This window comes from Streptomyces sp. NBC_01298, from assembly GCF_035978755.1.
In the GTDB taxonomy this organism is placed as follows: Bacteria; Actinomycetota; Actinomycetes; order Streptomycetales; family Streptomycetaceae; genus Streptomyces.
In genome coordinates, this window is the sequence record NZ_CP108414.1 from 5120382 (window position 1) to 5131902 (window position 11521).

Annotated in this window: 12 protein-coding genes; 5 read left to right on the top strand and 7 right to left on the bottom strand. The window is 72.9% G+C overall.

Going from position 1 to position 11521, the window contains the following annotated elements; all coding sequences use genetic code 11:
• Positions 1 to 53 precede the first annotated feature (53 nt).
• Positions 54 to 671, top strand: a complete 618-nt coding sequence (locus tag OG730_RS23305; RefSeq protein ID WP_327306050.1) for an SMI1/KNR4 family protein — start codon at positions 54 to 56, stop codon at positions 669 to 671.
• Positions 672 to 728: 57 nt separating this feature from the next.
• Here OG730_RS23305 and OG730_RS23310 read toward each other — a convergent pair whose 3' ends face one another.
• The 3 genes from OG730_RS23310 to OG730_RS23320 are packed head-to-tail and all read right to left on the bottom strand — an operon-like array spanning position 729 to position 4313.
• A complete protein-coding gene (locus OG730_RS23310) occupies positions 729 to 2288 on the bottom strand; it encodes a PTS transporter subunit EIIC (protein WP_327306051.1) in 1560 nt (519 codons plus the stop codon).
• Positions 2289 to 2338: 50 nt separating this feature from the next.
• Positions 2339 to 3289 (bottom strand): N-acetylmuramic acid 6-phosphate etherase, encoded by a 951-nt coding sequence (gene murQ / locus OG730_RS23315; RefSeq protein WP_327306052.1) that lies wholly within the window; start codon positions 3287 to 3289, stop codon positions 2339 to 2341.
• 58 nt (positions 3290 to 3347) lie between these two features.
• Positions 3348 to 4313 (bottom strand): MurR/RpiR family transcriptional regulator, encoded by a 966-nt coding sequence (locus OG730_RS23320; protein WP_327306053.1) that lies wholly within the window; start codon positions 4311 to 4313, stop codon positions 3348 to 3350.
• Positions 4314 to 4430: 117 nt separating this feature from the next.
• On the opposite strand from OG730_RS23320, the gene OG730_RS23325 reads away from it, so the two are divergent.
• Together OG730_RS23325 and OG730_RS23330 are read left to right on the top strand one after the other, a co-directional pair.
• Positions 4431 to 4844, top strand: a complete 414-nt coding sequence (locus OG730_RS23325; RefSeq protein ID WP_327306054.1) for a DUF8819 family protein — start codon at positions 4431 to 4433, stop codon at positions 4842 to 4844.
• Between the two features lie 7 nt (positions 4845 to 4851).
• Entirely contained in the window at positions 4852 to 5121 is a 270-nt protein-coding gene (locus OG730_RS23330; protein ID WP_327306055.1) for a DUF4031 domain-containing protein, read from the top strand.
• Here OG730_RS23330 and OG730_RS23335 read toward each other — a convergent pair.
• From OG730_RS23335 to OG730_RS23345, 3 genes are all read right to left on the bottom strand, one after another.
• On the bottom strand, positions 5118 to 5705 hold the full coding sequence (locus OG730_RS23335; protein WP_327306056.1) for a hypothetical protein: 588 nt from the start codon (positions 5703 to 5705) through the stop codon (positions 5118 to 5120). The genes OG730_RS23330 and OG730_RS23335 overlap by 4 nt on opposite strands.
• A 95-nt stretch (positions 5706 to 5800) precedes the next feature.
• Entirely contained in the window at positions 5801 to 7030 is a 1230-nt protein-coding gene (locus tag OG730_RS23340; protein ID WP_327309379.1) for a Cmx/CmrA family chloramphenicol efflux MFS transporter, read from the bottom strand.
• A 54-nt stretch (positions 7031 to 7084) separates the two neighbouring features.
• The gene (locus OG730_RS23345) at positions 7085 to 7819 is read right to left on the bottom strand and encodes an HD domain-containing protein (RefSeq protein ID WP_327306057.1); all 735 of its coding nucleotides are present in this window, start codon (positions 7817 to 7819) and stop codon (positions 7085 to 7087) included.
• A 110-nt stretch (positions 7820 to 7929) separates the two neighbouring features.
• Between OG730_RS23345 and OG730_RS23350 the strand changes: the two genes are divergently transcribed.
• Positions 7930 to 8625, top strand: a complete 696-nt coding sequence (locus OG730_RS23350) for a copper homeostasis protein CutC (protein ID WP_327306058.1) — start codon at positions 7930 to 7932, stop codon at positions 8623 to 8625.
• Between the two features lie 237 nt (positions 8626 to 8862).
• On the opposite strand, the gene OG730_RS23355 is transcribed toward OG730_RS23350, so the two are convergent.
• The gene (locus tag OG730_RS23355) at positions 8863 to 10845 is read right to left on the bottom strand and encodes a HelD family protein (protein ID WP_327309380.1); all 1983 of its coding nucleotides are present in this window, start codon (positions 10843 to 10845) and stop codon (positions 8863 to 8865) included.
• Positions 10846 to 11298: 453 nt separating this feature from the next.
• On the opposite strand from OG730_RS23355, the gene OG730_RS23360 reads away from it, so the two are divergent.
• Complete coding sequence (locus OG730_RS23360; RefSeq protein ID WP_327306059.1) at positions 11299 to 11487, top strand: hypothetical protein; 189 nt, start codon at positions 11299 to 11301, stop codon at positions 11485 to 11487.
• The last annotated feature ends 34 nt before the right edge of the window (positions 11488 to 11521 follow it).

Genomic DNA, 11521 nt, shown 5'->3' on the forward strand with positions numbered 1-11521 from the left:
TTGTGCCGGCGGAAGTGCGCCGTGCAGAGGAGCGACTGGGGTACCGGTTTCCCGTGGCTCTCCACGAGGCCTACGCGCTCTTCGGCCGCCGCCGCGATCTCGTTGCGCAGCACAACCCCTTGCTCCCTCCGGACGAACTGCTCCTCGATCCGTCCGGACAGCTGCTGGTGTTCCGAAGCGAGAATCAGGGTTGCGCGGGATGGGGCGTTCCCCTTGATCAGCTGTCGGCCGATGACCCACCGGTGGTCTTCTTCTCGGACTACTTGCCCGACCTGGCGTGGGAGCCGTTCATGCCAAGCTTGTCTCTCGCCTTTGCGGAGACGATCCTCAGCGAAACGGTGATGGGCAGGCGCTACGACCCGACCGGACGAGACTGCGTGGCTACACCAGAGGTCCTTTCCGGCGTTGAAGATCAATTCCAGCCGGTCGGGCTGCCGGTGTACCCGGCCTGGCACTCTCCTACGGAACCTCCGATCCGGTGGTTCTCCGCAGCGGGCAAGTTGCTGTGTCTGGAGCCCGGAAACTCAGGACAGGATCTGGTAGTCGTCGGCAGGACAGAGGGTGACCTCCTGGAGGTACTGCGGGCGATCCCCGGCGAGTGGTCCGATTCGGCGGACACGGCTAACCGGGCGGAACCGGAGGAGCAGCACGACCTGGTTTTGCCGTTCTGACAGGTTTCGCCGCCAGGTCGTCGTCATGGACGACGGCCCGGCGGCCTCCGCCTGGCATCAGCGGACAGGTACAGCTACTTCCTCGGTGACAGGCGAGGCGGTACTCGGGGTGGCAGCGGTGCTCTCCGCCGTCAGTTCCTCGTCGCCCTCCTCCCGATTGAGTGAAGTGCAGAGAAGCCGGGTGAAGCCGAAGAAGTAGGTGGCGGCGAAGCCCACGAGGTAGCCGACGGCCAGGCCGCCCGCGTAGATCGCGATGGTCATCCCCATGCCCGACTTGCCGTCCAGCAGCGGGAACAGCGCCCAGCCCGAGGGGCCGATGGCGGTGGAGCCGAAGGCGGTGCCCAGCTGGTTGAAGAGGCCCACGAAGGCTCCGCCCGCGGCGCCGCCGACGCAGGCGGTGATGAAGGGGCGGCCCAGGGGGAGGGAGACGCCGTAGATGAGGGGTTCGCCCACGCCCAGGAAGCCGGCCGGGAGGGCGGACTTGATGGTGGCGCGGATCGAGCGGTTGCGGGGGAGCTTGTAGTAGACGGCGATGGCCGCGCCGACCTGGCCCGCGCCCGCCATGGCGAGGATGGGGAGCAGGACCGTGTAGCCGGTCTGTTCGATCAGCGTGGTGTGGATGGGGATCAGGGCCTGGTGCAGGCCCAGCATGACCAGCGGGAGGAACAGGCCGCCGAGGACCAGGCCCGCGAAGGCGCCGCCGGTGGCGAGCAGCCAGGTGGCGAAGGAGCCGATGGCGGAGGAGACCTCACCGGCGACGAACATCAGGCCGAAGATGGTGACGAGGCCGGAGATCAGCACCGTGAGGGTGGGGGTGACCAGGACGTCGAGCGCCTCGGGGACCCACTTGCGGCACCACTTCTCCACCTGGACGGCGAGCAGCGCGGCCGCCAGTGCGCCGAGTACGCCGCCCTGGCCCGGGGAGAGCTGCTGGCCGAAGGCGTCGATCTTCGCGACGCCGGGGAAGACGATGATCGCGGCGACCGCGCCGCCGAGGATGGCGGTGCCGCCGAACTCCTTGGCCGTGTTGTAGCCGACGAAGACCGCGATCAGGGACATGAACCCGCTCGCCATCGCGGCGAGGGCGGGGACTACGGCCGGCACCCAGCCCATGTTGGTGAGGAACCCATTGAGTCCGGCGATGATGCCGCAGCCGATGAGGGCCGGGATCAGCGGGACGAAGATGTTCGCGATGCGGCGCAGGAACAGCTTGAAGGGCGTGGAGTTCTTCGCCTTCTGGGCGTTCTTGATGGCCGCGCCCTGGGCGGCGAGTTCGTCGGCGCTGTGACCGGCGCTGTGACCGGCGCCGGTGCCGGCGGGTGCGGGGGCGGCGGGCGCCGTCGCCGCCGCCGCCGAGCGGCCTTCCGCGACCAGGGCCTCGAACTCGGGCGTGACGCGGGCGACGGTGCCCGGGCCCAGCACGATCTGGTACGTGTCGTCCTCGACGACGCCCATCACGGCGGGCAGGGCCTTGAGGGCCTCGTCCTGGACCAGGGTGCGGTCGCGCAGGGTGATCCGCAGGCGGGTCATGCAGTGCGCGATGGAGAGGATGTTGTCCGGACCGCCGACCAGGGGAAGGATCGCGGCGGCTGTGGCGCGGTTCTTGTCAGTGGACATCGTGGTGTTCGCCTTGCTGCTGGGGGTCAGCGGGGAGTGGCAGGGGTGGGTCAGCGGGGGGTCCGGGCCGGGGCCTGGGGCGGGGTCTGGGTGAGGGCGGCCCGGAGGTGGCCCTGGGAGGCGGTGAGGAGTTCGGCGGCCGTGGGGCCGTCCACTCCGCCGAGGATGACGAGGATGGCCTGCTTGACCTCGCCGTCGGACGCGGTGAGCGCGGCCTCGATCTCGGCGTCCGGGGCGCCCGTGGCCAGCGAGACGATGCGCCGGGCGCGGGCGCGCAGCTTCTCGTTGGAGGAGCGCATGTCGACCATCAGGTTTCCGTAGGTCTTGCCGAGCCGGATCATCGTGAGGGTCGAGATGAGGTTCAGTACGAGCTTCTGCGCGGTACCGGCCTTCAAGCGGGTGGACCCGGTGAGGAGTTCGGGTCCGACGACCACCTCGATGCCGTGGTCGGCGGCGGCGGCGAGCGCGGAGCCGGCGTTGCAGGACAGACCGACGGTGAGCGCGCCGCGCTCCCGGGCGAACTCGACGGCGCCGATCGCGTACGGGGTGCGGCCGGAGGCGGAGATCCCGATGACGGTGTCCTCGGCGGTGAGGGCCAGCTCGGTCAGGTCCTCGGCGGCCAGTTCCCTGGAGTCCTCGGCGCCCTCGACGGCCTTGACCATGGCGGAGGGGCCGCCCGCGATCAGGCCGATGACCTCGGAGGGGTCGGTGTTGAAGGTGGGCGGGCACTCGCTGGCGTCCAGTACGCCCATCCGCCCGGCGGTGCCGGCGCCCGCGTAGATCAGGCGCCCGCCGCGGGCCATCCGCTCGGCGATCCCGTCGATGGCGGCGGCGATCGTCTCCAGCTCGCCGGCGACGGCGGCCGGGACGGTGGCGTCCTCGGCGTTCATCAGGCGGGCGATCTCCAGGGTGGGCAGCCGGTCGATCTCGGCCAGTTCGGGGCGGAAGGCCTCGGTGGTCAAGGTGGCGAGCTGGGCGCGGAGTTCGGCGTACGCGGTCATGGGCTTCGGCTCCTGAGCTACTGGCTGGTGGTGTCGCTGGTGCTGCGGGCTTGTGCGGCTAGCGGGTGGTGCCGGCGCGCTTGGAGGTGGGTACGGGGGTGTGGTGGCGGGGCGCGAGCGCCTCGTACGAGGCTGCGAGCGCGGGCGCCGCCGTCTCGTAGGTCTGCTGGGCGACGCCCACGAACAGGCAGTCCACGACGAGGAGCTGGCTGGTCCGGCTCGACATGGCCGCCGGGCGCAGCTGGGTCTCGCGGGCGGCGGAGGTCGCCAGCACGAGGTCGGCGTAGTGGACGACGGGGGAGTTGGCGCGGGCCGTCAGCGCGAGCGTGGTGGCTCCGTGCTCGAAGGCGGTCCGCAGGGGCTCGATGACGTCGCCGGTGCCGCCGGAGTGCGTGATGGCGACGGCCACGTCGCCGGGGCGCAGCAGTACGGCGGTGGTGACGGCCAGGTGCGGGTCGTTGTGAGCGTGGGCGATCAGGCCGATGCGCGACAGCTTCTGCGCGAGGTCCTGGGCGACGAGGCCGGAGGCGCCGACGCCGTAGATCTCGATGCGGCGGGCGCCCGCGAGGGCGGCGACGGCCGAGCCGAGGGCGGCGAGGTCGATGCCGGCGGCGGTGTCGGCGAGGGTCTGCGCCTCCTCCTGGGCCAGCTTGGCGACCACGTCGGCGAGGGAGTCGTCGACGGCTATGTCCACGGTGACGGCGGGGGCCGCGCCGGACTCCTGCTGGGCGGCGAGGGCGGCGAGCGCGAGGCGCAGGTCGCGGTAGCCGGCGTAGCCGAGGAGGCGGGCGGTGCGGACGACGGTGGCCTCGCTGGTGTCGGTGCGGGCGGCGAGGTCGCTGACGGTGAGCGCGGCGCATCCGGCGGGGTCCCCGGCGACGGCCTCGGCGACGGCCTGCATGGAGCGGGTCATCGAGGGGCCGAGGCTGCGGACGCGGGCCCGCAGGGCGGCGGGGGCCGGGACGGGGGCGGGGGCGGTGGGGTCCGCGCCGCCTCTGAAGGTTTCTTTCAGGTTCTCGCTCACCCTTGAAACTTATTTTCAGAGGGGCGGGAACGTCAAGACGCCATAAGTCACCGGCGGGAGGGGACCTTCGCCAGGGGGACCTTCGCCACGGGGCGGGTCCGGGTCCACAATGTGTCCATGGACCACGCGACCCCCCCAACCCCCCTTGAGCAGGCGCTGCACGCCGCACGCGCCCTGGTACTCGCCGATCTCGTCGCGGGCGATGTCGCCGAGGCCTATGTCGTCTCCCTCGTCGAGGACGCGGTCACGCACCGCCGGTGGTGGGTGGAGCAGTGGCCGGAGGGCGTCGACTATCTCGCCGGGCTCGTCGCCCAGGACGTGAAGGACGCGCTGCTGGAGAAGTACGGGCGCTGGCCGCTGTGCCCGGTCTGCGGCCACGGCGAGCCGCACGCGCTGGACGTGGAGCCCGAGCTCGGCCCGGACCCGATGTGGGTGTGCTCGGAGGCCGGCGTGCGGGTGGCGCCGGTCGGCGGCCTGGGACCGGTCCTCGGCGGCTCCGGCGGCGGCTCCGGTTTCGGCTTCGGCGAATGAGCCGCCGGTGACGGTGTACATCGACCCGCCCGACTGGCCGGGACACGGCCGCCTGTGGTCGCACCTGGTCAGCGACACCTCGTTCGAGGAACTGCACGCCTTCGCGGCGTCGATCGGCTGCCCGCCGAAGGCCTTCGAACGCGACCACTACGACGTCCCGGAGCAGCGCTACGCGGACGCGGTGCGCGCGGGCGCGGTGGAGATCGGCAGCAAGGAACTGGTCCGCCGGATCACGGCGGCGGGCCTGCGGCGGCCCAAGGGGCGGCCGGCGCCTTAGCGGTGCCCGGGGCCGGTGGTGTCCGGGGCCTCGGTGGTGTCCGGGGCGGAGGCCACCATGGCGATCTGCGCGAAGGCGCCGATCAGCACAGTGCTCTGCAGGGCCACGAGGTTGCCGAAGGCGAAGGACGCCACGAAGGCGGGGACCGCGGCGGTGTGCAGTACGAGTGCGGTCCGGCACAGTCGGCCGCCTGTGGTCCACAGCCGCCGGGACTGTCCCGTGGGGCACCACAGGGTCCACGTGATGAAGGCGGCGGCCAGGCACCCGACCCCCACCACCGGCGCGGGTGCGTCCAGCGGAGCGGTGGCCCCCGCACCGATGCCGTGTTCCGCCACACTCACGGCGTTGAAGACGAAGACCGGCGGCCCGGCCACGGTGAAGGCGGCGCCGATCCACCGCATCCTCTTGATCCGCACCTTCCGGGGCGGGCCGAGAGGAGACGGGGTCCGGCGGCCGGCCCGTTCGTGGAAGTCCAGGAACCGCCCGGCCGCGCCCCGGAAGTCGGTCGCCAGGACCAGTCCCATGCCGCTCGCCAGGAGCCCCCACCCCAGCAGGAACAGTCCCGGACCGCCGTCGTCCCCCATGACCCCGTCTCACCCCTTCCGCGTCCGGCCCCCCGCCGGACGGGCACACGCTAGGCCCCGTACGGGGCCGCCCGGCATGCCGGAATCCGGCAGTCTCAGCGGGCTGCCGGCTGCCGGGTGTCGGCGGTGAACGGTGCGGATTCCGAGGACGCGGCCACCACGCGGGTGGCGCGCGGCCCCGTACGGCGGTCCAGGCGCAGCGCCACCAGGCCCAGGGCGATCGCGGTGATCGTCATCGCTCCGCCCGCCCAGGCGGTGGCGGAGTAGCCGTAGCCGGCGTCGATGACGGTGCCGCCGAGCCAGGGGCCGCCGGTGTTGCCGAGGTTGAACGCGGCCGTGGTGGTCGCGCCGGCCAGGGTCGGGGCGGCGCCCGCGACGTTGAACATGCGGGCGTTGAGCGCCGGGGCGGTGAAGAACGCCGAGAAGCCGAGCAGGAACGAGAGGGCGATCGCGGCCGCCGCCGTGGAGGCCAGCAGGGCCAGCGCCGCCAGGAAGACGGTGGAGGCGGTGATGCCCCACAGCATCACCCCGAACAGGTGCGCGTCGGCGATCCGCCCGCCCAGCGTGGTGCCCACCAGCGCGCCGATCCCGAAGAGGCCGAGGATCCACGGGACCCACTTCGAATCCAGCCCGGCCACGTCCGTGAGCAGCGGGGAGAGGTAGCTGAAGGCGCAGAAGACGCCGCCCGCGGCGAGCGCGGTGACACCGATCGACAGCCACACCTGCCGGTCGCGGTAGATGCGCAGCTCGCGCGCCAGCGTCGGCTTCTCGGCGGGCAGCGGGATCTTCGGGATCAGCGCGAGGATGCCGACCAGTGCGATGGCCGAGGCCGCGCCGACCGCCCAGAACGCGGAGCGCCAGCCCAGGTGCTCACCGAGGAACGCGCCGGCCGGTACGCCGAGGACGTTGGCGATGGAGAGCCCGCCGATCATGACGGCCATCGCGCGGGCCCGCTGGTGCCGCTCGACCATCGCGATGGCCACGGCGGCGCCGACCGCCCAGAAGCCGGCGCAGGCGAGCGCCGAGACGATGCGGGAGGCGAAGAGCAGCTCGTACGAGGGGGCCAGCGCGCCCGCGACCTGCCCGAGGCCGAAGAGGGTGATCAGCGAGAGCAGCGTGGTGCGCCGGGGCAGCCGCAGCGTGGCGACGGCGAGCAGCGGCGCACCGACGACCATGCCGATCGCGAAGGCGGATATGAGCAGGCCCGCCTGGGGGATGGTGACGCCCATGTCCTCGGCGATGGGTGGCAGCAGCCCGGAGAGCATGAACTCGCTGGTGCCGAGTGCGAAGACGGAGAGGCCGAGGATGTAGACGGCTACGGGCATACGGGTGCGTTCGGCTGCTGCGGGCATGAACTACCTCAACCACGACGAACGGGATCACATTCCCGGGGGCCGATCGCTCCCGCTGCTGCTCCCGCCGCCGCCCTCGCCGCCGCCCTCGCTCAGCCGCACCAGCTCGGCGGCCAGGTTCGTGCGGGCCGGGGCCTCCCAGTGCGCGGCCCCGTAGGCGGTGCGGAAGAGGCGGGGCAGGGCCAGGAGCTGGCGCAGGACGGCGGCCCGGCCGTCGCGGAAGGCCTCGTCGGGGACGAATCCGTACTCGGCGCGCACGGCGGCCGCGTAGGCGGCGTACTCCTCGGGCGCGCCCGCGAGGACGCCGAGGTCGGCGTCGCAGAGGAGCTCGCCGTCGGCGTCGCCGGGTGCGGGGTCGTGGGTGATCGTCAGCCGGACGAGGCGGGCCACCTCGGCGGTGCGGTCGCCGTCGATGCCGAGCTCGGGCAGGGCGCGCTCGGCGAGGGCGGCGCTGCGCTCCTCGTTCTCGGAGCGGTCGGGGCGGTAGACGGCGTCGTGGAACCAGGCGGCCAGCTCTACGGCGGGGAGGTCCGTTCCCGTTCCCGTGCCCTCCGCTGCCAGTACGTCGACGCGTGCGAGTACGTCGGCCAGGTGCGCGGTGGTGTGGTACCTGCGCTGCGGCTCCGCCCAGGCGGCGAGGAGGCGGTCGGCGTAGGGGGCGGGGTCGCGGTCGGGGGCGGCTCCGGCCGCGGCGGTGGTGGCGTGCCAGCGGGCGCGGAGGTCCTGCTCGCGTCGCGTGTCGGAAGTCATGGCGGATGTCATGCGCACATTGTGGTGGTGACGTGATTGTGCTGGTGGAGGGTGGGCGGAGGCCCGTACCCTGGATATTGGACTAGACCTATTTTCCAATGTGGGACGAAGGATGGGATTACATGAGCAACCGTGCGCTCCTGGAGGTGATCGCCCTCGACGTGGAGGACGCGGTCGCGGCCCAGGCCGGTGGGGCGGACCGACTCGAACTGGTCACCGACATGGCCGCCGACGGGCTCACCCCGCCGCGCGAGACCTTCGCGGCGATCCGGGCGGCGGTCGGCATCCGGCTGCGCGTGATGCTCCGGAAGGCGGACGGCTTCTCGGCGGGCTCCCCGCAGGACGTGGAACGCCTGGTCGAGGAGGCGCGGGCGCTGCGCGCGGAGGGGGCGGAGGAGTTCGTGCTGGGCTTCCTGAACCCCGACGGCAGCCCCGACCTCACCGCCGTGGAGGCGGTCGTGGCGGAGCTCGGCGGCTGCGGGTGGACGTTCCACCGCGCGATCGACCGGGCGGCCGACCGTGACCAGCTCCGCAAGTCGGTCGCGGACCTGGCCGGGCTCGACACCTACCTGACCGCGGGCGCGGCGGGCGGGGTCGACGAGGGCCTGCCGGTGCTGCTGGCGGAGGCGGCGAAGTCCGGCACCCCCGGGTACGAGCCGCGGATCCTGGTCGGCGGCGGCCTGGGCCTCTCCCACCTGCCGGTGCTGCGCGAAGCGGGCATCGACGCCTTCCACATCGGCAGCGCGGCTCGCCCTTCCGGGTGGGACCGGCCGGTGTCGGCGGCGGCGGTCGCGGAGTGGCGCGCCGCCCTGTCCTGACCGGACGGGAGCGGGGGCCTGCCCTGCGGGGCCAAGTCCCCTACCCGCCCTTCCACCGTTCCCCGGGGCTGTGCCCCGGACCCCCTGGGGCTCCGCCCCAGACCCCGCGCCTCAAACGCCGGCGAGGCTGGATTGTGCCGCGCAGCGGCACATCCAGCCCGTCCGGCGTTTGAGGACCGGGTCCGGGCAGAGCCCGGGGAACGGTGGAAGGGGCGGGTAGGGGACAGCCCCGCAGGGCTACGCCAGGGCCCCCGGCAGCGGGGCGGCGTGCAGGACGGTGAGGCCCGAGACGGCTCGGGTCAGGCAGACGTACAGGCGGCGCAGGCCGGTCCGCTCGTCCGGTTCGCCGGAGACCACCTCCGCCGGCTCGTGCAGCACGACGTAGTCGTACTCCAGACCCTTGGCCAGCGAAGCCGGCACCAGCGTCAGGCGGGACTCCGCGGTCGTCTCCTCACCCGGTGCCAGGTACGGGAGGCCCGCCTCCGCCAGCGCCTCCCCGAGCTCGGGGATCCACGCGTCCGCCGCGATCAGCCCGATCGACCCCTCGTGCACGAGGGAGGCCCGGCAGGCCTCGATCACCGCCGCCGGAAGGGCGGAGGGGGAGTCGACCGAAGAGACGATCAGCGAGCCCGGGGTCTCTCGGACGGAGGAGACCGGGGAGAGGCCCGGCGAGATCGCCGGCAGCAGCCGCGAGGCGTAGGCGATCACCTCGCGCGGTACGCGGAAGCCCGCGGTCAGTTCCTCCAGCACCGCGCCCGGCTTGCCCAGATGCGCCAGCGCCTCGTCCCAGCTGCGCGTCGCCCACGGGGTCGTGCCCTGGGCGAGGTCCCCGAGGACCGTCGCGGAGCCGGTCGTGCAGCGCCGGCCCACCGCCCGGTACTGCATCGGGGACAGGTCCTGCGCCTCGTCGATGACGACGTGGCCGAGCGAGTGCGTGCGCTCCACCAGGTCCGTCGTCTCGTCGATGAGGACCAGGTCCGCCGCCGACCACTTCACCGACTTCACGCTGCGCGCCGGCTTCGCCCAGAGGAGGAGTTCCTGCTCCCGCGCCGAGAGGACGCCCTCCGCGTGCGCCGCGAGGAACTCCGCGTCGGAGAGCAGCCGCAGGACCAGCTTCGCGGGCTCCACCAGCGGCCACACCGCCTTGACCACGGCCTTCACGGCGGGATTGCGCGCCACCGAGTCCTGGACCCGGTCGTCCGGCGCCTCGCCGGCCTGCTCCATGCGGACGAGGACCGCGTGCGCGATCCGCTGCGGGAGGGCGTCGCGGGCGGCTCCGTAGCGGATGTCGCGGTTCTGGAGTTCGACGACCATCTCGGCGATCTCGTAGGCGGGTACCCGCCAGCGGCGCGATCCGCGGACCACCATCAGCGGTTCGACCGGCTCCGTCACGTGCGAGTCGACCGCGCGGCGCAGCACCTCCGCCATGCGGGCGTCGCCCTTGATCACGGCGGTTTCGGCGGTGTCCGCGCCGCGTACCTCCAGGTCCGCCCGGGCGACCAGATCGTCGACCGTGGCCTGCTTGACCTCCAGCTCGCCGAGGGCGGGCAGGACCTGCTCGATGTAGTGCAGGAAGGAACGGTTCGGCCCGATGACCAGGGTGCCCGTACGGGCGAGGCGGTCGCGGTGCGCGTAGAGCAGGTACGCGACACGGTGCAGGCCGACGGCCGTCTTGCCGGTGCCGGGGCCGCCCTGCACGCAGACGGAGCCCGACAGGCCGGAGCGGACGATCTCGTCCTGCTCGGGCTGGATGGTCGCCACGATGTCGCGCATGGGGCCCACGCGCGGGCGCTCGATCTCCTGCTGGAGCAGCTTGCTGACGGCCGCCGCCTCGGCGGGGTCGGAGAGGTGCTCGTCCTCGTACGCGGTCAGCTCGCCGCCCGTGTAACCGAAGCGGCGGCGCAGCCCGATGTCCTGCGGGTCGTTCTTGGAGGCCCGGTAGAAGGGCTGCGAGACCGGCGCGCGCCAGTCGATCACCATCGGATCGCCGCCGGCGTCGTGGACGTGGCGGCGGCCGATGTAGAACTGCTCGCCCTCCGCGCCCTCGGAGAGCTCCGCGCCGGGCGCGTGCAGGTAGTTGAGGCGGCCGAAGAAGAGGGGGGTGTGGGAGAGGTCGGCGAGTGCCTTGATCCGGTCGTCGATCTGGGCTTGGAGGACGACCGCGTTGACCCAGTTCGCGGTGACGTCGCGGATGTCGAGGTTCTCGACGTCCTCGCGCATCGCGCGGAGCGCGGACCGGGAGGCGGCGAGGTGGGCCCGCTCGCGGCCCAGGGGATCGGTGGCGGCCTCGCCGGGTGCTGATGCGGCGTCGGGGTCGGTGACGTGGGCGTGCGCGGGCACGGAACTGCCTCCATCTGCTGAGGACCTGCGTGATGCGGGCGGACGGGCCCGCCGGTTTCCGAGCGGCGGGCGGCGCTCCCGGTGACGCGGGCGGGAGGCGGCAAGAGCGGGGATTCTAGTCATCGCGGAGCCGCTGCGCGAATGGAATTAATGGATTCAGCGGGGGCCGAAAGTCCTTTGGCGGGGTGGCCCCGTACGGGGGGTGTTCGGGTCGTGTCCTCCTTCGGACAGAGCCCGTAGGGGGCGGCATGGGCCGGGAGGAGGATGCCGGGGACCTGGAGGTTCAGCCCTCAGGGCGATGTGACAAGCCGGGCAAAAACCGACCATGGATACATGAGCACCGCAACCTACACCCCGGTCCAGGGTCGCCGCCCTCGCGGCGCCACCGCCACTTCCGACTCCCGCCGCCCCCGGCACAGCGCCGGCAGCGTCCTGCGCGCCGCCAAGGTGTTCGCGGCGACCGCCGTGAGCGTCGTCGTCCTCGGTGAGTACGCCGAGGACGCGGGCGTCATACGCCGCTGAGGCCCGGCGCCTCCGCTCGGGGGCCGGGGCGTTG

Excerpts from the sequence above, each read along its gene's own strand:
- OG730_RS23310 (WP_327306051.1), bottom strand. The coding sequence starts at position 2,288 with ATGTCCACTGACAAGAACCGCGCCACAGCCGCCGCGATCCTTCCCCTG.
- murQ (WP_327306052.1), bottom strand. The coding sequence starts at position 3,289 with ATGACCGCGTACGCCGAACTCCGCGCCCAGCTCGCCACCTTGACCACC.
- OG730_RS23325 (WP_327306054.1), top strand. The coding sequence starts at position 4,431 with ATGGACCACGCGACCCCCCCAACCCCCCTTGAGCAGGCGCTGCACGCC.
- OG730_RS23335 (WP_327306056.1), bottom strand. The coding sequence starts at position 5,705 with ATGGGGGACGACGGCGGTCCGGGACTGTTCCTGCTGGGGTGGGGGCTC.
- OG730_RS23340 (WP_327309379.1), bottom strand. The coding sequence starts at position 7,030 with ATGCCCGTAGCCGTCTACATCCTCGGCCTCTCCGTCTTCGCACTCGGC.
- OG730_RS23345 (WP_327306057.1), bottom strand. The coding sequence starts at position 7,819 with ATGACATCCGCCATGACTTCCGACACGCGACGCGAGCAGGACCTCCGC.
- OG730_RS23350 (WP_327306058.1), top strand. The coding sequence starts at position 7,930 with ATGAGCAACCGTGCGCTCCTGGAGGTGATCGCCCTCGACGTGGAGGAC.
- OG730_RS23355 (WP_327309380.1), bottom strand. The coding sequence starts at position 10,845 with ATGCGCGAGGACGTCGAGAACCTCGACATCCGCGACGTCACCGCGAAC.
- OG730_RS23360 (WP_327306059.1), top strand. The coding sequence starts at position 11,299 with ATGAGCACCGCAACCTACACCCCGGTCCAGGGTCGCCGCCCTCGCGGC.